Here is a 24,198-nt window from a genome sequence, read left to right as displayed (position 1 = left end):
AAAATTCTTAACGACAGCTTTAACACAGTTCATTTAACATGAGTTTAATGCGAGATGATGCAATATGGCGTATGATGTTGTAACTTTTGGAGAGGTAATGCTGCGACTATCACCACCCGATTTTCAGCGGTTCGAGCAAACCAACAGCTACGATGCTAATGCGGGAGGTGCAGAAATGAATGTCTCAGTTGCGTGCTCACGGCTTGGATTGGATTCGGCCTATGTTACCAAGCTGGGAGATAACTCGGTTGGACATTTTATTCGGAATAAAGCGCGTGAACATGGTGTAGACACATCGCACATTCTTTGGGATTCTGAGAACCGCTGTGGCGTCTATTTTGTTGAATTCGGTGCAGCACCACGAACAAATCGAGTCATTTACGACCGAAAGCATTCTGCGATTAGCAAGATTCAGAAAGGAGAGGTCAACTGGGATGATGTGTTTGATGGTACCAAGCTCTTCCACACAAGCGGTATCACTCCGGCTCTGAGTGATAGTTGTGCTGAAGTAACCATGGAAGCATTCAAGGCTGCTCGAGAGCATGATGTCAAGGTTTCATATGACGTAAACTATAGGGGAAAACTATGGACACCTAAAGAAGCAAATGAGTTTACGGACCCAGCTTCGGAATACATTGATGTTCTGATCACCACCGAAGAAGATACAGAAGTGGTGTATGGTATCACAGGCGACAACTACGAAGAAGTTGCAGAGAAACTGTCTGACAAGTTTGGCTTCGAGGTAGTAGTGATAACCCTAAGAGAGACACCCTCAGTCCTGAAAAACAACTGGTCTGTCTTTGCATACAGCGATGGAGAGGTCTTTAGGAGTCCCAAGTATGAAATCGAAGTGGTTGATCGACTTGGTGGAGGAGACTCTTGCAGTGCGGGATTCATCTACGGATACCTAGAATTGGAAGATTTGCAGGAAGCAGTTAATTTCGGATCCGCATTCTCGGCAATCAAACAAACACTACCCGGCGACCTAGCCTTCGTTGATAAATCTGAAGTCGAAGACCTGGTAGAAGGATACGAGAGAGGACTTCGAATCAAGCGATAGAACGGTGAGAGGAGAATGTGGAACAAGCAGGAAGCCATGAATCTGATTTACGATACTGCTCTGATTCCCATTATCAGAGTAGAATCAGCAGATACCGCCTTCAAGGTTGCTGATGCGTTTCTTGAGGGTGGTGTGAATATCATCGAAGTGACCTTCAGTGTCCCCGGTGCAGCAGAAGTGGTAGAAGAGTTGACTGCAGAAATCGGTGATGACGTTCTTGTGGGTACGGGAACTGTTCTTGATGCAGAAACTGCTAGAAAAGCCATACTTGCAGGTAGCGAGTTCATTGTCAGCCCCATCTATTCCAGGGAGCTCATCGAGACATCCAGACGCTACGCTAAGCCATGCATACCTGGAGCTTTGACGCCCACTGAAATCCTAGATGCGTATACAATGGGGGCGGATGCAGTGAAGGTCTTTCCAAACAAGAACCTTGGAGGGGCCTCCTATATCAAAGCTGTACGCGCACCATTGCCTCAGGTGCCCTTGGTGCCAACTGGCGGGGTTAACCTTGAAAATGCAGGATCACTACTCGAAGCTGGTTCTTTCGCCTTGGGTGTTGGAAGCGCAATAACCGACAAACAGGCAATTCGAGAAGCCAATTTCGATGTAATAACCAAAAACGTAGAGGATTTCCTGTCGATTATCAGCAAATATCGGCAGTAATCTAATTGCAGGTGAATTCACTCCCCGAGTTAAGATACTCGGGGAGCTCGTTTACTCAAGAAGCTACATATCCTTGTTGTGTAGGCAGATCGGTTTCTAATCCGCATCTTTGTGCATTTTTCGAAGCTACCGTATCTCCCAAAGGTTGCTGATACACGGTTCTACTACTCTCTAGTAGGTGTGTTGAAAGCAACGTAGACAGATTGGTCTTGGTCGTCAATGATTACTCGGTGGATGACATCATCTTTTACTTGGAGCTTCATTTTCAGTTCCTGTATGGCATCATCATCGGATGGACGTAGTCGCAGAAAATCCTTAAGAAATTCCAGACTCACAGCTTTCCCAGTATCTTTGATGTCGGCCAACATGTCATCGAGACGTTGAGCTGTCTCCATATCCAGCTCTCTATTTCTTTCCCTAAGCTCGTCTACTTCTTTTAGATGCTTTTTCCACTTGGTCAATTGTTTTCTCACCTTTATCAGTAGATTTCTCTGTCTCTACAATGCCTCTTGTGTATTAAACCTAACCAATATGATGTAGATTGGTCTTTGTGCCAAGTCGTACCATCGACTTAGCTTTTCTTTCTTGACATAGAGCAAAAAATCCAACCGCCAGAGTAATCAACACCACAGCCACCGCTACGACAGGAGTACATACAGGAGACCTAGGTGGCAAGTAAGTATTTTGCTTCAGTCTGGTTATTAGGAAATCCTCATGATATCTGGTCATATTCAGATTCCACGTTCCATTCTTCGATTCTTCAAAAGTGGAGATTGCCAAATTCTCATTTGTCTGGAAATCAATGCCTTCGAATAGTGTCCTGTTCATAATAGAAATTACGACAGACTGCATGGCAGATGATTTCCATGGCAAGTTTTGGCCAACTCCCGTAGAAAAGTCGAAGTAGTCAGCTACGACCCAGAAATCATAGTGAATGTCTATATCTATGTCAGAAGTGGAAAAGGGGCGCATTGTCACATTGATAAGATGATAGATCCCAGCCTCATCAGCCCAATTATGGACTGTTAGATTTGTACATTCATGCTGAGAAGCCGTGTAGTTTTCTCCTGAAGGTTCCACATACCATTTGAAAGGAGAAACAAAATCACTATAACCGCCAACAGTAGCATAAGCAAGGACGATGCTGTGGTTCTTTGCCATAGTATTCCGTATATGGAAGGAATAATTCATATTCACAGAATAGCTGAAATTGCCCTCATCAGCTGTTAGGACTGAAAGACCAACTGTGAGGGCACCATTGTCGATTGTTGCATTTGTCTCGTTCGAGAGGAAGAATCCCGTTCTTTGCACTGAGAGTATAGGTGGTGCTGAAACAGTAGTTATTCCATTCTGACAGAAGGCAATCATAAGGAACAGGATAAAGACAATTTTCATCAATATGCTCTTACTCGATTTCACTGAAATCCCCACTACTCAAAAGTACATTTCATAATATAAACATTATTGATTTTTATGATAAGCGTATGCAGTCGTATCTGTGTTAAGCTCAGCAGAAGTAAGGCTGAAATAGTATCGCTAACACGAACAAATACGTTAGGTTCAGGATGAGAGGATAAAATATTGACAGAATGCAGTGTTTCTTACACGACAACAGACGGAGTATCCGAAACAGCCAGCCTTGAAAATGGTATGATTAATCTGCGGAAGAAATCCATTGAAGATATAGATCTCTCAGAGCTTAAGGATTGTAATCGGCTTACTGAGCTAGAACTTGACGGGAACAAGCTTACTGCAATTGACTTAGAGCCTCTGGGTACTTGTTCTAATCTTCGCAATCTAGACCTATCTAAGAATAGCTTCAGAAGTTTGGATATAGCCCCTTTGAGGGAATGTAAGAATCTAGAGAAGCTTAACTTGGGGACTAATATTTTGGAAGATGTTGATCTTTCTGCATTAGCAAAATGTACGGAATTACGAAGCCTACGGTTATTCAATAACAAGTTGAGAGAGGTAAGTCTTCAGTCTTTAGCCAACTGTCCTCATCTATATCGATTGGAACTTGCCAATAACCTACTCACTAGTTTGGACCTATCACCCTTGGAAAACTGTAATGAGCTTGAGCAATTGAATCTCATGTATAATGAATTACGCTCGATAGACATTGCCCCACTAAAAAATGCAGAAGGGATCCGCTACCTGTATCTCCATCACAACTATCTGGAGGCCCTCGATTTGACTCCACTTGCGGATTCGAAACTGCACATCCTGAGACTTGGAGGCAATGAACTGGAAGAAATTAACTTGGAACCATTATCAAGCTGCGAAAATTTGGGGAGAATTGGAATCGCCATGAATAAGCTCCGAGAGATAGACTTGACGCCTCTATCAGAGTGCTCTGCGCTTTACAGCATGGATATTTCCCGAAATAAGCTCAGCGAAATTTCACTTGAACCACTCTCAGAATGTAAGAATCTTGAGGAACTCTATATCTATAGCCATCATGAACAGGAAGAAAATGAATTTGAACAGGTGGATTTAACGCCGCTGTTCGAGTGCCCTGATCTCATCGATGTGATATTGCCAGAAGACGCTGAGCTTGTGGCTGACAAGAAGTGCAAAGACAGGGAAGATATCCCCCCAGCAATGGAAAAGCTCATGGAGAAATCCAGAATTGCATGGATTTAGTCATTTAGAAGATAGAAACCAACAGTCTTCGCTAACCCCCCATCTGGATTTGGCCTTATGACAGAATCGTGGAAACGAATATAATGAACTGATAGAGTACATGCTTAGAGATGGTGACCAATGGTTGTTGAAATGGACGAAGAAACGAGAAAAGAGGTTGAGAAGAGGTTCAAGGCACTTGAAAACCAAGTTACCATGCATCTTTTCTTAGAGGATCATGATTGCCTTTACTGTAATGACACGAGAGGTCTCACTGGCAACGTTGCGGAAGTTTCCGACAAGATTGAATTAGTTGAGCACAGTTTCCCCCAGGAAAAGGAAACTGCAACGGAGATGGGTATACGGTTTACCCCTGCTATTGTTCTTCATGGTGAGAAAAAATACAAAGTGCGTTTCTATGGAATCCCAGCAGGCCATGAGTTTGGAGCACTCATTTCAGATATAATCAATGTATCTACAGGGTCTGTCGATTTGCCTGACGAAATGGTCGCGGATATCGAAGCAATAGACAGGGCTGTTCATGTTCAGGTATTTACAACACCTCAATGCCCTTATTGCCCCAACGTAGTTCGTCTTGCACATCAAGCAGCCATAATCAATCCGAAAATAGAAGCAGACATGATAGAATCATTGGAATTCAAGGAGTTAGCTCAGCAGTATGAGGTTTTCGGAGTTCCCAAAGCGATTTTCAACGAAGTAATCACAGCCGAGGGTAATATCACACCAAACGAATTCGTTGACAAATTATACGAGGCAACTGAAGAGTGACCAAAAAGAAGACAAACACCTAACTCTTTGTCAAACAGATTCAAAGGAATTCGCCAGGTACTGCATACGTGGCTAGAGTAGATTGAGCTTTTTTCTGCTATTCTTTGTGCTGGCGAGCATAAATGAACTCATTCTCGTTAACGTAGCGATATGCTTGGTAGGCTGCGTGAACACCTTCAGCAACTCCCGTAATGGCCTGTTTGAACTCTGTATCTACAACATCACCTGCAGCAAAAACAGCTTCAACGTTCGTCTCGCTCTTTCGGTTGATGATGATTTCATCCTTGTCGTTAACTTCAACCCCGATTTTCTTAGCAAGCTCTGAATTCGGGATGCCGCCTATGGCAATGAAAACACCTTCAACTTCGAGAGTATCAGAATCATTGTAGGGATTATCCAGCTTCACTCCCGAGACGCTTCGATCTCCATAAATCTCGGTGACATTGGTATTCGTAAGAACTTCAATCTTGTCAGACTTTTCTACTCTCTCCGCATTGATAGGTTCAGGGCGAATCTTATCCCCTCGGTAGATAATGTACACCTTCGAACAGTACTTGGTGAGTAACAAAGCCTCTTTGGCTGCGCTATCACTGCCTCCGACCACTGCAACCTCTTTATCTCGAAATATTGGCCCATCACAAAGAGCGCAATAGCTTACACCTCTATTCCTGAATTCATCATGTCCCGGAACATCCAGTTCTCTATCTTCCATACCCGTCGCAATCAGGACGGTTCTAGATACATATGTCCTTGACTTGGTAACAAGATAAAAACAACCTTCATCACAACGAAACAAATCAACTACTCTACCGGTCTCAAGATCCACAGGATAATCCAGAGCATGTTCCTTCAGTTTCTCTGCAAGTTCTGTGCCTGTCAGTTGTATGAAACCGGGGTAGTTTGAAACTTCATCAGTGAGGGTTATGGTTCCCCCTTCTTCATCTCCCACTACCACAGTGCGCATCTCCAGTCGAGCGCCGTACATGGCAGCACCATACCCTGTGACTCCAGATCCAATGATTGCGAAGTCGTACAAACAGCGTCACCTGTTGTTATCCAGAGCCTGAGTCAGTCTCCGCTTCACTCGAGAATCGAAGCCGACGAAGATGTCACCTTCAACGATGCAAGCAGGTACTGAGCCTTGCCCGGTTCTGCCAACCAATTCGTCGAAAAGCTCCGGTTGTGTCACCACGCATTTCTCTTCGTAGTTGACACCTCTATTCTCTAAGAACTCCTTGAGTTGGTCAGAGTTTGGATCTTCGGGCGCGGTGTATACTTCGACTTTCATGTTGAATCGAGTCTCCACCTGATTTTGATAAGAAAAAGCTTTGCCAAGCTACGCTCAGGATTTAGAAAAGGAGGCGGAGCAATACGAAAATGCACGAGCACTGTGACGGGTATGTGCTTTCGCAGTGCTCCAATGGGTTTTCGGTCAAGAGACTATCCCTAGCTACTTGAAAATCCATACAGCCCAGACAGAAGATACATCGCTAAGGGATATGAATGAGCTAACTTCTCCACTTACCACAACGATGGATCCAAGAGCTGGTTTGTCACCAGACCAGCTGAAAGCAACAGTGTGGCCATCCCCATCACTAACTGTCATCAAGTTTCCAACAATAGCTGTTAGCTCGCCTTTGATTCTCACATTGGTACCAGTGTCAAGTTCGCCTTGGTTTATGTCCCTGATGGCGGTTATACCAAACAGTCCATCATGCCATGCAATTACTCCTCCAACAGCAATAAGCACCAAGACAATCAGTGCGTTCCTCTTCGTGTTGTTCTTTTTTCGCGGCATCTTTCTTCGTTCCTTGTGGTTTTTGCGGAATACGTAGGTCATTCATGTATCACTTGAATATCAATATTGCCCGAAACGTGTCTTATGGTAGAACAAAGAGTATTAATGCAAATGCTCGCCACTACTATCTCGGAAGGTGCGAAGCCCGTGAATGAGAAAGAAACACTTCGTTTCATTGACAACCAGATCAAACTGGAACACAAGATCATTGAGATAGTTGAGGAGACAACAGACAAGCTTGGTAATGCCTTTGTGAAGCAGATGTTGTTGGGAATAGCTCAGGATTCCAAGAAGCATGCAGCGCTGCTAACTTCGTTACGGAAAGCTGTTGAAGGTCCGACGCCATTCATTAGTGAGGAGGAACGTGATGAGATTGCAGACGGCATAGAGAAACACATCAAGCTTGAAGCGAAAGCAATCGAGACATATGAGAAGTTAACGAATGAAAGCGATGACCAACAGGTGAAGTCTATAGCGTCCATGATTCGTGAAGACGAGATTCGACATCATAATCTGCTTAAAGAACTTCACAAGACTATGATAGAACCAGAAACGCTTACTGAAGATATGATATGGGATGCGTTCTGGAAGGACAGCCCCTGGCATGGCAGCCCTGGCGGGTAGCTGTATACCAAAAGGCATAGGTTGGGATTGGTTGCTTGCTTATAGCAGCCAGCTAATCCAGAAATCTGTCTGCGACTTTTAGAAACTCGTAGTCAAGTGATTCAATTCCAACCCCTGTCTTCGCAGAAATCAGTTTAGTTTTCATTCCATAGGGTTCGGCCATACGATCCATTTCATCACAAACTTCGTCAAACGGCGGAGTTAGCAAGTCGATTTTATTGCCAACTACGATGAATCGCTCACCGTCCCCATTTTTTAAATCGAATCGTGTATTTTCGCTGATGGCGGGAACCCAGTATCTGAACAAGTTATCAAGAGTAGCCATTTTACTGACATCGAAGAAGAGTAAGCCTATTTTCGCACCGCGAATCATGCTTTTCAACGTATCGATGAATCTACGTTGACCACCGAAATCCCAGATGGATAATGTCGCATCCCGGCCGCTAGGAAGGGTTACTTTCTTAGTATCAAAGCTGGCTCCAACGGTAGTCTTCAGCATTTCTGGATTAGGAAAAGATCCTGTGGTCCAACGCATAGTGAAGGAAGTCTTGCCACACTCGGTATCTCCTAGTACAACCGCCTTCATTATAGGCATAAAGACCACATTTTATGTACGAGAAAACCTCGAATATATAATTGATTCTGATATTTCTGTCTCATTTATTCGGTGAGAAATGAAAACTCACGGGGACTGCTGCGATAAATCATTACCGTCGTAATAATCAACAGAATCAACGTTACAACAAATGGCAGATTGTCTGAGTACTCTATTACAAATGCGGTTGCAAGAGCTCCAGTCATTAGGCCCACGAAATTAGCCGCAGCATTACGGTTGCCGGAATCAAGCAGTCTTCTTACAACCAGAATATAACCAATAACACCTATACCGACAAAAGATAGCAGAAGCGGAAAGATATCGTCGTAAACCCACCTTCCGTATCGCACATATTCATTGCCAAGTACAGTCATAACTGCCATGAATGCTAAAACGAAACGTCTCGCATACTTGCTTGTTCCTGTAGAAACCATTGGTTGAATCGATGTCATGACATATGCGCCTGCAGCGACAACACCAATAACCCATTCAAGATAAAGCAGGTTCCAGTCATTATGCCCATAGGTTTCAAACACTCCAAAGAAAATGATATGATTGATGATCAACAAAGAAAGTGAAACCAAGAAAATGGAAATATAACCAGGAATCCTAGCTCTAGTTTCTTGGTATTGCTCGACAAAGAAATCAATTCCACCAATAGCCGAAAAGGCCGCCAAAAATGAGAATACCGTGAGCAGCCAAATTCGTGTATCTCCAGCCAAAAAAGATGCTATGAACATCGAAGTCCCTACAACAATACCCGTGAATAGCACGACCAGTGTGATAATTCTTCTCCAAGGTTTTAGCATTGATGCCAATAACGCACTGTCAATAATAGCAGGTACGAATAAAACCAAGAAATACTCGGGGTTCTGCTGAAAAATCCCCGAAACAATAGAAATCCAAGAGACTAGAAATGCAGCTAAGAGAACCAACATTCCCGCAGAGAAGGGAGATGGCGAGTCCCAGAGGAGGAAAAGCGAAAGCAGTAACGAGGCAGCGAAAATTATGGACAACACGAAAAGAAGAATTGGTGATGTCTGAGTCGGGCTGGCGTGTGCAACAACCATGCCAAAAAGAATTGCCAATATTACAATACCGTATGTTGCATAATGAATACGCTTTGATTTAGTGGCTACCTTGACCTGAGAAACTATAAGAAAGGCGAAGAAGAGAACAATCCACGGTCTATTGGCTGCTGTGCCGGAATACAGGGAGGAAGCAACGGATAGCCCTGCTAAGGCTACACCGGCCCCACCGAATAGAATGAGTGCATGCAATGTGTTGGAGGCTATTCTTCCTTTCACGCTATGAACCGATCGTGCGTAAACAATCAAAGAAACTACAAGCAGTAATGACGTCACTAGACCAGCAATCATTGAAGCAAAGACAAAATCCACTCTATTCAGCCTCCTTTCCACCAAAGACCTGAGGTCGGTAGGGACTTGCAGCTATCAGCATGATTCCAGGGGCGACCATAAGAAACAGAGTCAAGGGTAATGGAAAAATATCTGAGAACATTGCAACGACACCGACACTTAGTGAAGCAAAACTGAAAAGGATAAAGCGCGATGCAGCCCCTCCCGAACCGGCTTTTCTTAGTTTGTATGCAACCAAAATGAACCCCACTATGCCTGACGCGATGACAAAAGAGAGGGGCAGATAGAGAGGGTTAAGCTGATATCGCCCGGCCGATACAAAAGGATGTCCTAAGGTCAGGAAAACCACACCTCCAAAAACAAAACCATCAATGACCAAATTTGTTATTCTCTCGCTATAGAGAAGAGATGCCGATGAAAGGGTAAAGGAAAGCACAGCGACTACTCCAATCACCCAGTCTACATACAAGAGATTGATATCCCAAACTCCGAATTCGAGAGCAATAGACCATGCATTGGAATGAGTTATCGCTAGAAGTGCTACAGAAATGAGTGTGATCGAGGTATATAGAGGCGTTCTTGTGCCTGTATCCAGTGCTTGCTTTATGAAGTAGTTAAGTGGGAGTACACATGCCAAACCAGCAAAGACAGCACAAATAACATACATCCAAATGGCGACTTCACCAGCAATAGCTGAAGGGATGATAATTGAAATAGCAGTCACAATGCCTAACAGAACAAGAGCAACGGAAATAATAAGGCGCCATGGTCTCAAAATGGTTCCCAGAACAGCTGCGGTGATTAGAAGTGGAGCAGCTTCAAGCATAAAATACTCGGGATTAGTTGCAACATTTCCTAAACTTGCAGAAATCCAAGTACCAATGAAAACTAGCACCAAAACAAAAATCGATACAGTGAATGGTGATGGGTTCGTTTTTACTAGATAGCCTCCCAGAATAGTTGCGGCTAGTAGCAGAGAGCTAAGACCAGCAATGAGAATAACAGGAATCAGATCTACCTGCAAACGAAGGATTGTTTCAATAACAACGGCTATTCCAATACAAACACTCACAATCGTTCCGCCCAATATTACAGTCCTAGACTCGGAGAACAAATGAAGTTCCGAAATAATAAGAGAGCAAAGGAACGCCGGAAGCCACAAGCTAACTAACCTAGGGGAGAATATGGCTTGTAGAGGAACCATCGCCAAGAAAATCCCACTCATTGCGAAAGAAATCAATGCCCGTTTCGTGTTTTCCGTAAGTGTATCATAGACAGAACGAAGACGATTTGCAAAAACTGCTACCGAAATAAGAAGTATAGTTAGAGAAAGACCACCACTAATGAACAACGCTAATCTGAAATCCAGTTTCATCCACCGCCATCACAAGATTCGTACTCTGAAATCAACGCCACAGATCCCCAATCTCCTTGCCGGTCTTATTGACCACCCGCTCGAGATTCTCTTCCAATTCCACAGCGTTCGCCGTTGGACTGTTGAGCAGGGCTCTGAGAGCATCTTCAGTTTCTCTCTCTGTGTCGCCCTCACAGATCATGACATAGCCGTCGACTTGGCAATAGCCTATCACTCCATGTTCTGATTTCATAAACATCGGAGCACAGGGGTTAGATGATTCGCTACTTTCTAGGGCGTGAGAGACCAGCTGAACTATTCCAGTCAACTTGGCAATTTTCTCTTCGTCTGGCTCTGTATCAGGGTATATTACGTCGAAGTCCATATCGTCAAGCTCTACCCTAGCCGCCAATCGCAGAACCATGCTAACTGTCACCTCCAAATGTTTTCTTGAGCCAGTCAATTTCAGACGATGATTTGTCATCGCCAGTATCCTCATCTTCGGCTCTCATTGGAACGACGACATCGCGAACAGCCAATTTTCCACCGTTCATGTAGAGTGTTATTAGTAACTCGTGACCATCAGAGCAGTTCACAATCATGGTAGGTGACCTCCCCTCATCAGCGATCCTTTTCTTGACAGCCTCAGCTTCGGGGTCATCCATTTCTACAGTTGCGGGTTTACCGCACTCCGGGCATTGGAAAAGGATTCGCAGGTTGGTTCAACTCCTTATGTTATCCTGTTAGAACAGAGAACTGAAAGCAGGGTAGATTAAGCTTATGTGGCTAAATGCAATTGAAAACTATAGGTACTTCCAATGTCATCACATATTCTTGATACAATAGTAATTGGTGGTGGACCAGCAGGGTGTTCAGCAGGATTGCATTTGGCATACCATGACAGATCTGTATTGATTTTGGATAGAGGAACATCACCCATGCATTTTCATACTAACAGCATCATGAATTTTGCTTCAGAAGGAACCTACCATGAAGGTCGCTCGCTACTGAGAAAACTGCAGGGAGTTGCTAGTTCCGCTGGTGCAAAGTATGAAGCTGCTAATGTCGTCGAAGTTTCAGGAGAATATCCAGAGTTTACAGTTAAGACCAAGCGTAGCTATAGAACACAGGATGAAAACGAATATCATTCAAAAACTCTGATTTTCGCCACTGGCACAGCCCGAAAACATCCCAGAGTAGATGGCAAATGGAGGAAATGGTTACCAGTCGCCAACGTAGGGAATGGTGCTTTCTACTGCCCTGATTGTGAAGCTCCATTATGCAAGGACAAAGACGTACTAGTAGTGAATACAGGCACTACTGGAAGTGCTTTGCATGTAGCACACGCCGTGTCAAGATTCACTAACAGAATCAGGATTCTGATGACAGAAGATGCTTACATGCCATTTGAGGAACAGGATTTATCCAAGTTGGATGATAGTCCGTTTGAATGGATGCATGGGAAAATAAAGGAAATTGAATTTCCTCTGCCTGGGAAGGTACAGCGAGTAAAATTGGAAAACGGAGAGAGTATCCGCTCAGAGGTATTCTTCGTAGCTCATGTCGCAGAGCCCCGTTCAGAACTGGCAGTCGACCTCGGCGTCGAAGTTGATTCCAATGGAAACATCCTGACGGATAAGCGAGGGAAAACAAACATTGAAGGAGTCTGGGCAGCCGGTGATGTGCGTCCGATTACTCAACAAGTGTCAATGGCAACCGGAACAGCAAATTACGCAGCGCTGATGATAAATCAGTTCCTTGGGAATGAGTACGAGAAGGAAGAAATGTTCGATCATCCTGACTGTAGAGAGATTGTTCATCTCTATTGAATCATGGAGACAAAACTATGGAAGATAGACAAGAAAAGCCCAATGTTGTTATCTTCACAAGCCATGATTCAGGAACACAGTTTGGTTGTTATGGGGCACCAGTAGAAACGCCTGAGATTGATGAGACTGCTGAAGAAGGCGTCGTGTTCACCAATAACTTCTGTACGGCACCTCAGTGTACGCCTTCACGGGGAAGCATCATGACTGGCAAGTATCCACACAGCAATGGGCTAATGGGACTGGTAAATTATGGATGGAAGCTACCATCTGAAAACAAGACACTCCCAGAAGTTTTCAGAGAGGCCGGCTATTCAACACATCTAATCGGCCTCCAACACGAGACCAATGATCCGCATGAACTCGGCTATGAGGAGGTAAGTGATAGGACAGACTTTCCATACCTCACCCAATCAGTGGTTCCAAAAGCTCAGGATTTCTTCGAACGTGTGAGTGACAACCAAGATCCGTTTTTGGTTTCGATTGGAGTTTTTGAAACTCATAGGCCATTCCCACACTTTGAAGATGGCGACGATCTTGCTGATCTTCCACCGTTCCTTTTTGCACATCCAGGCATGAAACGCGATTTCACCCGCTTCAAAAAATCCCTGAAGGCTCTCGATCATGCAGTTGGTAGGGTAAGGAAATCCATAGAAGAGAATGGCCTGAGAAATGATACACTTTTCATCTTCACTATTGACCATGGCATAGCTTTTCCTCGAGCCAAATGTACACTGTATGATCCAGGTATACGAACAGCCCTCATAATGGTGTGGCCTGAGAAATTCATAGCAGGTCGCAGAATAGAGCAGCTGGTTTCGAATGTGGACATTCTTCCAACCCTATGCGACCTTCTAGGTTTCCCAGCTCCTAGGGAAGTTGAGGGTAGAAGCTATGCACCATTGCTCCTTGAGGAAGAGTTCATCGGGAGGGAATTCATACACGCTGAACTAACGTATCATGATATAGGCTACAATCCTATGCGAGGTACAAGGAGCACCCGTTTCAAGTACATTAGGAACATGGAAGAGCTCCCATTCCTGTTTGAAATGCCGGATGACATCCGCAATTCTGATGCAGGCAGGGCATTCATTGAAGCTTTCGGCGAAGAGAAGTACAATCAACCTCGCCCTCAAGAAGAGCTATATGACCTTCATGAAGATCCATTACAGAGGAATAATCTAGCTGATGACTCTACGTATGCGGATACAAAAGCGAGACTCAAGAGGGAGACCCTCGATTGGATGAAACGGACCAGTGATCCCATTTTGGAAGGCAAGATAGAGGCAGACGAAGATAAGGAAGCTTCGTTGTTCTATGAGACAATTTAGGTGTCAGAGTAGTGCGACCATTTCAGTTGCTGGTTAAGCCGGTATCCGGTATGTGCAATCTCACATGTGACTATTGTTTCTATCTTGATGTTCCAGAGCGTTGTTATTCCAACAAAGAACGGACTGTTATGTCAACCGATACTCTTCGTGAGTTAGTTAAGAGCTACTTGCAATTGGGATTCAGTCCAAGCGTGTTTTCTTGGCAGGGTGGCGAACCAACACTTTCTGGACTTGAATTCTTCAAACAAGCTGTGAGATTTGAGTCTAAATTCGGTCATAAGGGCCAGAGAATTGGCAATGCGTTACAGACAAACGGCACGAGGATTGACCGTGACTGGGCAGAGTTCTTGGCAGAATACAAATTCCTTGTAGGCTTAAGCATAGATGGGCCAAAAGAAATCCATGATTCAGCTAGGGGTGAGGGTACGTGGCAACAAGCAATGGATAGTGCTGATTTGCTCAAGAAACATGGTGTGCAATTCAATATTCTCACAGTCATTCATCAGGGCAACATGCAAAATGCCCGCACAATTTATCGATTTCATAGACAACAAGGGTTCCAGCATTTACAGTTCATTCCTGCCGCAGATATTGACCAAAATACCGGGAAGCTGAAGGATCATTCGGTTGAGCCAAGAGCATATGGGGAATTCCTATGTACTTTGTTTGATCAGTGGAAGAAAGAAGATAACCCAAGGCAAGTTCATATCCGTCTGTTTGATGCCATATTTGAGAACCTTGCCGGCAGACAACAGACATCACTATGTTCAATATCTAAGGACTGTGGGAGATATCTCGTCATTGAGCATAACGGAGACATATATCCCTGCGATTTTTTCGTGTTCCCTGATGAACACCTCGGCAATTTCAGAGATGTATCGTGGAAGGATGTTCTATCTCGCAGAAGCGAATTTGAACAGCGGAAGGCTCAAACAAAGGAAGAATGTGTTGATTGTCCTTGGTGGGGATTGTGTCACGGAGGTTGTCCTAAGGACCGCTTAGAAGGAGCCCGGACGTTCCTATGCGAAGGGTATAGAAAGCTTTTTGCCCATATTCAGCCCTGGTTAGATTCTAAGACAAATTTGGTATAATGATTATGAAATTAATAGTCTCAAACGATGGGTTTATTAGTGAAGTTGTAATTAACGATAGTGAAGAAAACTATTGAGGTGAAAAAGGTTTGTCGAACCAACAGAAGCTCATGGATGTTTTGCAGAATCAAATTGATGTAGAGAGTAGTACTCTTGAGCAGCTTTCAGAGTATGAAGGTGAGTCTAGACAAGCAGTTGTCCGTCTAGTACTTCTCTTTATGCGACTTGACACTTGGAAGCACCAACAATTCCTTGAAGGTGTGATTGATTTGCTCAATGAAGCGCCTTGTGATACATGGAGCGCAAAAGTAGATCGGTATACCGAGAGGATTCAGCTCGAGAGACGTCTTGAATCACTATTGGAACAAGAGAAACAGATGTCAGACTACCTCGGCCAAGCTATTGAAGAGATGGACAATCCTGTAGCAAGGAAGCTTCTGAGTCATCTGCGAGAAGACGAGATGAGACATCAGAAGGACATAAAGGAACTTGTATCGCTTGTAAAACAATATCCACTGCAACCCAAGAAAGGCGAAAAAGGCAGCGATATCATCTGCGAGGAGTAGGATACGGAGGGTGGTTGGAATTCCCAATCTGAATGATGTACAAGAGGAATGCCCTACTTGCACAAGCTACATTCAATCAATGAATCCTCGCTATAGCAGGATGTACCAGACAGTGCGTGAAAGATATCAGCTCAACGAGGATACCGTTGAGGAACTCAAAAAATATGCTGATAGCTACACGCTCATTGTCGTATTCGCAGATTGGTGCGGTGACGCTAGAAAGGCCGTGCCAGTGCTTTCCCTTCTAGAAGATGAAACAGGTATTGAAATCAGAGCTTTAGGGGGAATGGAGAAGCCTAGAAGACCATCCAACAAGCACTGGGCAGTACCGCCAAGTCCAGAGGAAGTAGATACCTTTGGCATCACGAGCAGTCCAACTATCATTATTTTCGATGAAGATGGCGAAGAAGTCGGGAGAATCAAGACCAGACCAAAAATGACTCCAACAATTGAAGAGGAGATTCTGGCAATCATAGAAAACGACGGGAAATAGGAAATACTAGTTATCATACGTAGTGTTCTGGCGTTGATTTGTTTAGGATGTTCCGGTGTCAGAGTGACCTTGTACGCCCCATCTGGGGCTCCTCATTTTCTTGTGTACCTAGATTCCGAGATAGGATAACTCAATTCTTGTACAGAAATCGGTAGTGATAATTTCCCGCGTAACACTCACAACTTGGGCTTCATTGATTGAATAACGATTTCAGGCCCGTCCAAGCAAAGAGCAACAGGCATGTGAGGAGTATCATAGTCCAGTCCCACCTCACCTTCTGCATCGAGAATAATAAGGCCAGCCTGACCAGCAGTCTTCTCCCTCAGTACACGTACTGCCTTCTCAGCTGCCTTCGAAGGTACCATTCCTTGTTCGATATAGGAAACCGCTGTTCTTGCCATGCATATACGTAGGATCTGTTCTCCTTTGCCGGTACACGCGACTCCTGCAACCTCGTTTGCATAGACACCACTTCCGATTACGGCTGTATCACCAACGCGACCAGGTAACATTCCTGGCCACCCACTTGTTGAAGAAGCTACTGCGATTCGTCCATGTTCGTCCACCGCAACACAACCAACGGTATCGCATGGATCGGCTATGACTGGTAATCCTGATTCTCCGCTTGCTCTTTCCTTTCGATAACCTTCCGATATCATTTTTTCATAAAGTCTCGTCGCGTTTTTGCCAGCTACTTGAGCCACGGGCGTACGATCCATAACATATCGAGCCAAAGATACAGGATGAATGACATCGGTTACAGCCATGACGGCGCCGCTCTGAAGTCGATGCCCGTCCATGACTATTGCATCCAACTCAACAACACCCTCACTGTTCTTGCAACCGCCCCTGCCCGCAGTAAATAGCGTCGTTTCTTCCAAAAGCCAGACAGCACTTTCAACAGCATCAAGCGAAGATCCACCAGACTCGAGGACTGACATTCCTTGTTTTGCGGCCTTGGATACAGCCTCAAGAACGGCTGCATGAGATTCATTCTTGAATCTGGTAGCTCCTCCATGAACAAGCACAACCGGAAGACTCGTTCTAAACACCGAATGCATTTTACTCTGAATGCTTCAAAAATCTACTTCATCACGATTTTTGCGACTATACGCGCCAGAAAAATGAGAACAGATTCTGGAACCATCTAGTTGGCGTCATGCTCAATCTGCTTCAGGATTAAGCAAGCAGTATTCTGGAAGATATCGCACATTATCTGGGTGATTGGGACTTTGAATGATATAGAGTGGAAAGTACAGCAGACTAAAATTGAAAAGACATTCCCTTTCCTGACGCATCTACAAGTATGACCAAATCAGGTGCACAGAGATGTCAAGCCTTGCCAACTATGTGATGATGATTGGGAATGCAGTCGGGCTTATTGGATTCACCGCCTTGGCTCATGACAAACTTGGGGACTATCCTGAAGTGGTGCCAGGAAGCGACAATGCACAGAGAGAAGTTCTAGAGGCTCTTTTTATTTGGATGGTGGCATTCGCATCGGTTTTCGTATTCATATACTCACAGTTTGTACTAGACGCATATTACCCTTACGTACCGCTTGGCCCCCTCAATGTACCACTTCACAGTATCCTCATGCTCGTATTTCCAATCGCTTTTGTTACACTTGTAAACAAGTGGCAATTCTCTGACCTAGGATTTCGAAAGAGTTTCTATCTGAAGCCAGCAGTGTTTGTGATCGTCATTGGTTTGCTTTGGGGTATCGTACCTGCGCTCTTTGAATCACCCGATCCTATTCCAATACCTTTGCTCCTGTACTACATCTATACTCCGGCGTTCCTTGAAGAACTAGTACATCGCGGAGTAATCCAATCGAAGCTTGAGCGAGCGCTGGGACAGCAGAAGGCGTGGTTCATTGCAGGTATTCTGTTTGGCCTAATGCATATTCCAACGGATTTCTTTGGTCCAATAGCCGCTTCTCATGGAGACATCATGATGTCATTTCTGGCTCTTGCGGGGCAAATTGCAGCAGGTTGGTTCTGGGGCGTACTCTACATCAAAACAAGGAACTTGGTACCATGTATTGCTTCGCATTACTTGATTGATTTCGCTAGCGGCATTATTGCTTGGTTCATGTAACTACGATAACCATACAATACTCGGTTCGGATTTCAGAATTCTTTAATTGACCGAAGCAAAGCTAATAGAAAAGCAAAGACGAATACGGCTATTTTCGTCCTGTTATTGTGAGGCGTTATGTATGAAGAGGAGAGCTCACGTTTTCATCAGCGGCAGAGTGCAAGGTGTATTTTTCAGGGCGACAACGAAAAGAAAAGCCCGAAAAAGAGGAGTAAATGGTTGGGTCAAAAACCTACGAGATGGTCGAGTGGAGGCAGTTTTTGAAGGAGATCAAGACAAAGTGAAAGAGATGATTCAGTTTTGCCACGATGGACCTAGATCTGCAAGGGTAGAGGACGTTGAGGTAAATTGGGAAGATCACACCGGTGTCTTTGAGGACTTCTCCATCAGATACTAGAAGCTAAATGCCTCTCAACTCAGTTCCTTCAAATCAAATGAGAGAAGCTTTTGTGCCGTTTCAGGACCATAGTTCTTCTTTAACTTCTTCTTGGTCCTCTTCTTCTAGATTGCCAAGGCCTTCCAGCATATCTTTTGGAATACCCCAGATTTCATCAGCCTTACAGTCGAAATGGTGCCATTTGTATGTAAGATGATCTTCATAGTACCCCGGTTCGCCCAATCGAAGCTCCCCTTTCGGTATCTTTCCTCCACAGGTCCGACATTTTGACCTGCTGCTTTTGGCAGGTTCTATTCTCCAAACCTCAGAAGGCGTGAATTTAGTTCTTGCCGGTTCATCCAGTAATCGCAGGAAGTTCTCGACGTTTTCTCCAACGCTCTGTGGTGTTAAGTGTATTGAAAAACTGTCATACTCTGAAGGATCATACTTCAGTTTGGCATTTCCATTTTTGTAGATTTTATCGATTCTTGTATTCGGAGGGATCTTTTCTTTGTCTTTCATGTATCCCAACAGCATCTTCGTCACATAATCAGTGGCTTGTGTCTTTCCGGGAAGCCGGCGGAGTCCAGACTCTTCTGCAATAGCATAGTAGGTGGATATCCAAGCTTGGCCAGTCTCTTCATCTTGTTCCTTCTCTTTCTCAAGTACCAGAGATCCAACGGGTATTCGCCTTTTGACTCTCTGCATCTCAAGTGTACTCTGAGCTATGAAATATGCCCAGTCAAGTTCCACTTCGGTCCACTCTGTCAAGTATCATGCACCTCAGTAGTATAGATTGATTTGAAATATATAAAGTAGTTAGATGAGCGGTATCACGTCGGTATAGCAATACTTAGGGTTCTTTAGCGACTAACAATATCATACCTATTCGTAATACATGTTTTCTTTGGTTCTCTTCCTAGGAGTTCATTTAGGAATGCTAACGCAATCACATACCGGAGCGGGAACCAATCCCACATGATTGAAATTAGGATTAGAAGCCAAGCCGATGTAATTCCTTCTCGAATACTTCCAATCGTTCTTCTAGGTCTACTCGTTTTCTGGCGAATTCAGCGGGAGGTATCTGGCCGTCTCGTACCTGCTTATCGAGAGAAAACATCTCCTCCTTGATTTCGCTTATTCTTTCCTGAACAACATCAACACGAGATACTGCTTTAGTTTCATCATCAGCAGTAGGTCTTTGTGCGGATATGATTTGGCCATCCTGAATCCTGAGAATCCTATCACACTGCCGTGCCTGACTGGGGTCGTGCGTAACCATGAGCACGGTTTTGCCAAGCTGCTTGTTTACCGTGTGAAGATGATCAATAACAACTGCGCCGGTTTCTGTGTCCAAGTCGCCAGTAGGCTCATCTGCAAGGAGAACTTGTGGATCATTAGCTAAAGCTGCAGCGATAGCCACTCGTTGTCTTTGTCCACCTGAAAGCTCATCGGGTTTGTGATTCATTCGCTCCTTCAATCCCATAACTGTGAGGAGATGGGTTGCTCGCTCCTCCCGATGTTTCGAAGATTTCTTTGCCGCAAGCATAGGAAGCTCCACATTTTCATAGGCGGTAAGAGTAGGGATGAGATTGAGTTCCTGGAAAATATGGCCAACAACGTCCCTTCTCAGGCGTCCCAGCTGCGCAGGACTTGCATTTGTGACATCATGTCCAGCTATTACAGTCTGGCCAGCAGTAGCTCTTGTTATTCCTCCCAGAATGTTGAGCAATGTAGTTTTCCCCGAACCACTGGCGCCTACAATAGCAACCATCTCTCCCTCATGCACACTCATTGAAAGACCTCGTAACGCTTGTACCTCCACTTCACCGAGGCGGTACACCTTAACCAAATCTTTCGCTTCAATATACGAATTCATGTTTGTCACCTTTATCTAAGAACATCCACCTTTGTTTCGGGCTTCCTTGATTCCCAGTAGACAGGTAGTGCCGCAGCCAAAATCACAGCTATCACTACAAGAATCATGTTGAGACCCGGTAAACCACCTAGCACGACCCGTGGCCTAATTAAACCAGTATATTGCTGAGACTGGAGATTCGTGTTTCCAAATATCTGAATCAGGCCTACTCCAGTTCCAAGAAGCAATGAGAAGCCCACCATGACCATAACCTCAGCGAACAGTGTCCTGAACAGCTGCCATTTGCTGAACCCGCGAACAGTTAGGAGTGCAGTCTCAGCCTTCTTCTCTCGAAGCGTGAGAATGATTACCAGACCTGTTCCAACCACAGCGAGTATGACTGCAAACACAACTGCTACCCATTGTATTTTGGTGATACCGCTTTCGATTGGTCGCTCATAGTAATTCTTGATTTGACTAGTGTAAGAGTAACTGCGATAGATACTGTCGGGATAGGAGGAATCGAATTCCTGTTGTAATAGGGTTCCATTGGTTGCTGATGGAGTGTCGATCAGAATATTGGTGGTAGCAGTATCGACCAGTCCTGTGTCATTGAGGAAGGACCAAGAAACATATGATGGATAGGATCCCATGGCTGAAACATCAATGTCTTCCAAGAAAGCTTCTAAGAAGGACTGATAGCCAATGAGACCTACAATGCGCAGCCGATATGAAGATGATGCCAAAGGCCCCTTCACGTAAATGTCATCTCCTGTTTCCAGTCCTAATGCATCGGCAATTCTCACTGATAGAATGATGCCGTCTTCTGTTTCGAGCTGAGACATCATCTCCTCCACATCACCTATGAACCATCCTGGTTCATAGAATGCTGTGTCAAGCCACTCTTGAGGTTTAATCCCCCGCGCGGAGATATCTCTTCCTCCAGACGTTAGACCGAGCCGGTGTTCAGTCGTTGCTTGTACAACCTCTTCTTCCGCAGTTACATTAGCAATTATGTCAGTAGCATTGAACTCGCCTTCAAGCTCCAATCTTAGGTCAGCTCCCACCTCATATCGGGCATCACGCTCCACACGATCATATTCAGAGAATAGACTGCCAATTGAGAATACACCGTAGGAGACAATAAGGGAGACAATAAAGACAAGAGCGGCATTACGGGCTGGATTTCTTTTGACATTTCGTGTTGCTATTTTTCCAAAAGCTCCAAAGAAACGTTTGCCTGCGTTAACGACCGACTCTTGGAACTTGGTAGATCCACGCATGAAAAGCTTCGTCGCCCCGTAAAGGAAGAAAAGCGGACCTAGAGTGTTCAGAACCCCGTCAATAGCAAGCCAAGCAACAATCCCAATAGCAAGCAACCAGTTACCAGGGCTAAGACTTGTGAGCAGGACGTTCATATCAATGCCAAGCAGCCAAATTACGATTTTGTAGGTACCAAGCACAAAAGTGAGCGTCGGGAGTAGTCGTTTGTACTCTGAAGTCTCCTCCACATAGACGTAATGCTTCAGGGCATCAAGGAGTTCCAACTTGGATGCTCTGTTTGCTGGTCTCCATACTGAAATGAGAGCCAAAACCATGCCAAGAATAACGGATAGTACAATGGAGATTGGATTGTTCGTTACAACTGATAGATAACTCATTCCAGACGGAGCAACGACAAAGAATGAAATAGCAGTTCCCAAGAAGATGGAAGCAGCTCCAGCAAGTGCTCCAACTACAACCCCCTCGATCAGAAACATGTTCCGAATGGTTCCCCGTTTGTATCCTTTGGTGAGAAGCAGCCCGATTTCACGTCTTCGAAGATTGTATCCTACATCACTAACCATTGTTCCTGTGAAGTAGGCCATGAAGAAAATTGGAAGCGAGAGGCCCATGAACGTGATATTCATTATCAGGGAAATCGCTGAGTAGAGCTGTAGGGGAGTTGTAAGACTTGATGAAACCGTTGCACCAAACCGCTCCACGCGGGAGAGAACAGCTTCTCTTTTCTCACGCAGCCTATCAATAGAAGCGTCTATGTTGTAAGGATCTATGAGTGCATCTCTGTCAATCCGGCAATGAATGCTGTTCAAGACGCCATACTGTGTCGAATTCTCAACCTGATTACAGGCATCCAAAATCGGGGACATGGTTGTGCTCCAATCTGAGATTAGAAGATTGTATTCAAGTTCCACCCCGAATCCGTAAGGTCCAAGTAGAATGCCAGCGAAGGGATTCTGAGTTATGGCATACAATTTATCTTCTGGGACCGAAACATAGCCAGCGACGGTCATATTCCATTCAACAATCTCCTGAAATGGAGGAGTGCTCTTTCCGACCGCTATCGGGACCGTAATTTCCTGTCCTATTTCGAAAAGCGATTCGTTTTCCGAACCTTTAACGACGTATGTTTCATTCGGACCTAATGAAGAGGCCCCAGATACCACCTGCATGCCTATCGTCATACTGCTGTTCCACTGGAGTCCGTGAATCTGGAATGTTGTGCCGGTGTCGTTGTAGTCATAGGATAGACTTGTAGTCCGTGTATGCGAAGTGATTTGCGACACTGCATCGATTTCCTCTTCTACCTCTTCGAAAGTATCGGCGGTCCAATTAGAACCTTGGACATCGTTTACTACAAAATCATAGACAACGCCGTCTATTGCACCATTCAAAGCATCACGTGCCAACAAGTCTGCCGATACGTTAGTACTTGCGAAAAACGTAGTTGCAACCAGTACGCCAATCGTGAGAGCAATGAATAATCTGTAACTTCGAACCACTCGTTTGATGGCGTACTTGAACATAGTGTCCACGCTTGTAAGTTGTGTGCTAGAAACGACAATAAAAGGAGAATGTATCAATCATCCGGTGGGTGGCAGACAAACTAATCGCCGCCATATTTTCTATCATAGAAGTATGCAAGAACGATTACAAGGACTCCAACAACGGAGCTTGATACAACCACGGGTACAAATGTTGCATTAGGATCTATTCGGGTGGTCGTAGCAATCATCAAATTAATTGAGCGCCTATAGCTCGTTGCCGAGTTATTCGCATTGTCAAAAGCGCGTATGAACAATTCGTATGTTCTGTTGGCTTGTAGCGCCTGGATTTGGGCGGTGTACAGTGAGCTATTGAACGATAAGGAATGCACTGTTTTGATAGATGCGGTCTCTTCAACCACCAATGAGACATTCTTAACCCCAGAGCCGGTATCAGTCACATCAGCCCATACCTCGAAATCTTCCCCGCGTCTAGCTTCTTTCGTGAAATTCCAACTTGAAATCTCGGGACGGACGGTATCTTGCGATACAATGTACTGAGAATTGTCCATATCTGTTGTGTGATAATTATTGAATGGAAGAAATAGATTGACTAGCACTAACAGGAACAGACAATGACACATTGCGATCCGTGCTTTGGTGGATTCTAGCATCTCAATCACTCACTGTTACTCCATAGGTCCTTAATAGAAAACGTTTCAACGCATTGGTGTAATGATTTCTTTCAGGAAGAAGGTGGGCACAATGGTAGTGAGCAACCGGCGTTTGCCGCGCCACCACCTAATTTGTTTTGCACGCCGCGTTCCAGGAAACCTATTCTCAGGCTCCTGCAAGACTCCAGCCGCACGCCAGAACTGAGAGTCGGCTCACGTTGAAACCCA

27 protein-coding genes are annotated in these 24,198 nt (G+C 44.7%); 12 read left to right on the top strand and 15 right to left on the bottom strand.

Annotated features, from left to right (window positions below):
* The first annotated feature begins 64 nt into the window (after positions 1–64).
* Positions 65–1,060, top strand: coding sequence for a sugar kinase (locus GF309_01315; protein MBD3157402.1), 996 nt, complete (start codon positions 65–67; stop codon positions 1,058–1,060).
* 36 nt (positions 1,061–1,096) lie between these two features.
* A complete protein-coding gene (eda, locus tag GF309_01310; GenBank protein ID MBD3157401.1) occupies positions 1,097–1,726 on the top strand; it encodes a bifunctional 4-hydroxy-2-oxoglutarate aldolase/2-dehydro-3-deoxy-phosphogluconate aldolase in 630 nt (209 codons plus the stop codon).
* A 164-nt stretch (positions 1,727–1,890) separates the two neighbouring features.
* On the opposite strand, the gene GF309_01305 is transcribed toward eda, so the two are convergent.
* Both GF309_01305 and GF309_01300 read right to left on the bottom strand, forming a co-directional pair.
* Complete coding sequence (locus GF309_01305; protein ID MBD3157400.1) at positions 1,891–2,187, bottom strand: hypothetical protein; 297 nt, start codon at positions 2,185–2,187, stop codon at positions 1,891–1,893.
* Positions 2,188–2,248: 61 nt separating this feature from the next.
* The gene (locus GF309_01300; protein ID MBD3157399.1) at positions 2,249–3,145 is read right to left on the bottom strand and encodes a hypothetical protein; all 897 of its coding nucleotides are present in this window, start codon (positions 3,143–3,145) and stop codon (positions 2,249–2,251) included.
* Positions 3,146–3,307: 162 nt separating this feature from the next.
* Between GF309_01300 and GF309_01295 the strand changes: the two genes are divergently transcribed.
* Complete coding sequence (locus GF309_01295) at positions 3,308–4,372, top strand: leucine-rich repeat protein (GenBank protein ID MBD3157398.1); 1,065 nt, start codon at positions 3,308–3,310, stop codon at positions 4,370–4,372.
* 120 nt (positions 4,373–4,492) lie between these two features.
* Positions 4,493–5,140, top strand: a complete 648-nt coding sequence (locus tag GF309_01290) for a glutaredoxin (GenBank protein ID MBD3157397.1) — start codon at positions 4,493–4,495, stop codon at positions 5,138–5,140.
* Positions 5,141–5,237: 97 nt separating this feature from the next.
* Here GF309_01290 and GF309_01285 read toward each other — a convergent pair whose 3' ends face one another.
* The 3 genes from GF309_01285 to GF309_01275 form a co-directional block, all read right to left on the bottom strand.
* Complete coding sequence (locus GF309_01285; protein ID MBD3157396.1) at positions 5,238–6,176, bottom strand: thioredoxin reductase; 939 nt, start codon at positions 6,174–6,176, stop codon at positions 5,238–5,240.
* Between the two features lie 6 nt (positions 6,177–6,182).
* The gene (locus tag GF309_01280) at positions 6,183–6,428 is read right to left on the bottom strand and encodes an NrdH-redoxin (GenBank protein ID MBD3157395.1); all 246 of its coding nucleotides are present in this window, start codon (positions 6,426–6,428) and stop codon (positions 6,183–6,185) included.
* 162 nt (positions 6,429–6,590) lie between these two features.
* Positions 6,591–6,980 carry a hypothetical protein gene (locus GF309_01275; GenBank protein ID MBD3157394.1) on the bottom strand — a complete coding sequence of 130 codons (390 nt, stop codon included), beginning with the start codon at positions 6,978–6,980 and terminating at the stop codon, positions 6,591–6,593.
* A gap of 105 nt (positions 6,981–7,085) precedes the next feature.
* On the opposite strand from GF309_01275, the gene GF309_01270 reads away from it, so the two are divergent.
* Positions 7,086–7,562, top strand: coding sequence for a ferritin-like domain-containing protein (locus GF309_01270; GenBank protein MBD3157393.1), 477 nt, complete (start codon positions 7,086–7,088; stop codon positions 7,560–7,562).
* Between the two features lie 52 nt (positions 7,563–7,614).
* Here GF309_01270 and GF309_01265 read toward each other — a convergent pair whose 3' ends face one another.
* The 5 genes from GF309_01265 to GF309_01245 form a co-directional block, all read right to left on the bottom strand.
* Positions 7,615–8,157 carry a hypothetical protein gene (locus tag GF309_01265; GenBank protein ID MBD3157392.1) on the bottom strand — a complete coding sequence of 181 codons (543 nt, stop codon included), beginning with the start codon at positions 8,155–8,157 and terminating at the stop codon, positions 7,615–7,617.
* Between the two features lie 65 nt (positions 8,158–8,222).
* Entirely contained in the window at positions 8,223–9,557 is a 1,335-nt protein-coding gene (locus GF309_01260) for a hypothetical protein (GenBank protein MBD3157391.1), read from the bottom strand.
* A 1-nt stretch (position 9,558) separates the two neighbouring features.
* Complete coding sequence (locus GF309_01255; GenBank protein MBD3157390.1) at positions 9,559–10,911, bottom strand: hypothetical protein; 1,353 nt, start codon at positions 10,909–10,911, stop codon at positions 9,559–9,561.
* A gap of 31 nt (positions 10,912–10,942) precedes the next feature.
* Positions 10,943–11,314 carry a hypothetical protein gene (locus GF309_01250; protein ID MBD3157389.1) on the bottom strand — a complete coding sequence of 124 codons (372 nt, stop codon included), beginning with the start codon at positions 11,312–11,314 and terminating at the stop codon, positions 10,943–10,945.
* 1 nt (position 11,315) lies between these two features.
* A complete protein-coding gene (locus GF309_01245) occupies positions 11,316–11,555 on the bottom strand; it encodes a hypothetical protein (protein ID MBD3157388.1) in 240 nt (79 codons plus the stop codon).
* A gap of 153 nt (positions 11,556–11,708) precedes the next feature.
* On the opposite strand from GF309_01245, the gene GF309_01240 reads away from it, so the two are divergent.
* From GF309_01240 to GF309_01220, 5 genes are all read left to right on the top strand, one after another.
* Positions 11,709–12,719: an FAD-binding protein gene (locus GF309_01240; GenBank protein ID MBD3157387.1), complete on the top strand. Its 1,011-nt coding sequence runs from the start codon at positions 11,709–11,711 to the stop codon at positions 12,717–12,719.
* A 17-nt stretch (positions 12,720–12,736) separates the two neighbouring features.
* Positions 12,737–14,047, top strand: coding sequence for a sulfatase-like hydrolase/transferase (locus tag GF309_01235; protein MBD3157386.1), 1,311 nt, complete (start codon positions 12,737–12,739; stop codon positions 14,045–14,047).
* 11 nt (positions 14,048–14,058) lie between these two features.
* Positions 14,059–15,138 (top strand): anaerobic sulfatase maturase, encoded by a 1,080-nt coding sequence (locus tag GF309_01230; protein MBD3157385.1) that lies wholly within the window; start codon positions 14,059–14,061, stop codon positions 15,136–15,138.
* 89 nt (positions 15,139–15,227) lie between these two features.
* A complete protein-coding gene (locus tag GF309_01225) occupies positions 15,228–15,704 on the top strand; it encodes a hypothetical protein (GenBank protein MBD3157384.1) in 477 nt (158 codons plus the stop codon).
* A 10-nt stretch (positions 15,705–15,714) separates the two neighbouring features.
* Positions 15,715–16,197 carry a hypothetical protein gene (locus GF309_01220; GenBank protein MBD3157383.1) on the top strand — a complete coding sequence of 161 codons (483 nt, stop codon included), beginning with the start codon at positions 15,715–15,717 and terminating at the stop codon, positions 16,195–16,197.
* 176 nt (positions 16,198–16,373) lie between these two features.
* Here the strand turns inward: GF309_01220 and GF309_01215 are convergent, their stop codons facing one another.
* Positions 16,374–17,258, bottom strand: a complete 885-nt coding sequence (locus GF309_01215; GenBank protein ID MBD3157382.1) for a hypothetical protein — start codon at positions 17,256–17,258, stop codon at positions 16,374–16,376.
* A gap of 268 nt (positions 17,259–17,526) precedes the next feature.
* Here GF309_01215 and GF309_01210 point away from each other — a divergent pair, with 268 nt between their 5' ends.
* Positions 17,527–18,297, top strand: coding sequence for a CPBP family intramembrane metalloprotease (locus GF309_01210; protein MBD3157381.1), 771 nt, complete (start codon positions 17,527–17,529; stop codon positions 18,295–18,297).
* Between the two features lie 121 nt (positions 18,298–18,418).
* Positions 18,419–18,694 (top strand): acylphosphatase, encoded by a 276-nt coding sequence (locus tag GF309_01205; protein MBD3157380.1) that lies wholly within the window; start codon positions 18,419–18,421, stop codon positions 18,692–18,694.
* Positions 18,695–18,754: 60 nt separating this feature from the next.
* Here GF309_01205 and GF309_01200 read toward each other — a convergent pair whose 3' ends face one another.
* The 4 genes from GF309_01200 to GF309_01185 form a co-directional block, all read right to left on the bottom strand.
* On the bottom strand, positions 18,755–19,444 hold the full coding sequence (locus tag GF309_01200) for a hypothetical protein (protein MBD3157379.1): 690 nt from the start codon (positions 19,442–19,444) through the stop codon (positions 18,755–18,757).
* Between the two features lie 223 nt (positions 19,445–19,667).
* The gene (locus GF309_01195; GenBank protein MBD3157378.1) at positions 19,668–20,552 is read right to left on the bottom strand and encodes an ATP-binding cassette domain-containing protein; all 885 of its coding nucleotides are present in this window, start codon (positions 20,550–20,552) and stop codon (positions 19,668–19,670) included.
* Positions 20,553–20,563: 11 nt separating this feature from the next.
* A complete protein-coding gene (locus GF309_01190; protein MBD3157377.1) occupies positions 20,564–23,338 on the bottom strand; it encodes an FtsX-like permease family protein in 2,775 nt (924 codons plus the stop codon).
* A gap of 80 nt (positions 23,339–23,418) precedes the next feature.
* A complete protein-coding gene (locus tag GF309_01185) occupies positions 23,419–23,979 on the bottom strand; it encodes a hypothetical protein (GenBank protein ID MBD3157376.1) in 561 nt (186 codons plus the stop codon).
* Positions 23,980–24,198: the final 219 nt, after the last annotated feature.

The organism is Candidatus Lokiarchaeota archaeon (assembly GCA_014730275.1).
GTDB lineage: Archaea > Asgardarchaeota > Thorarchaeia > Thorarchaeales > Thorarchaeaceae > WJIL01.
This window is presented reverse-complemented; position numbering and strand designations above follow the sequence as displayed.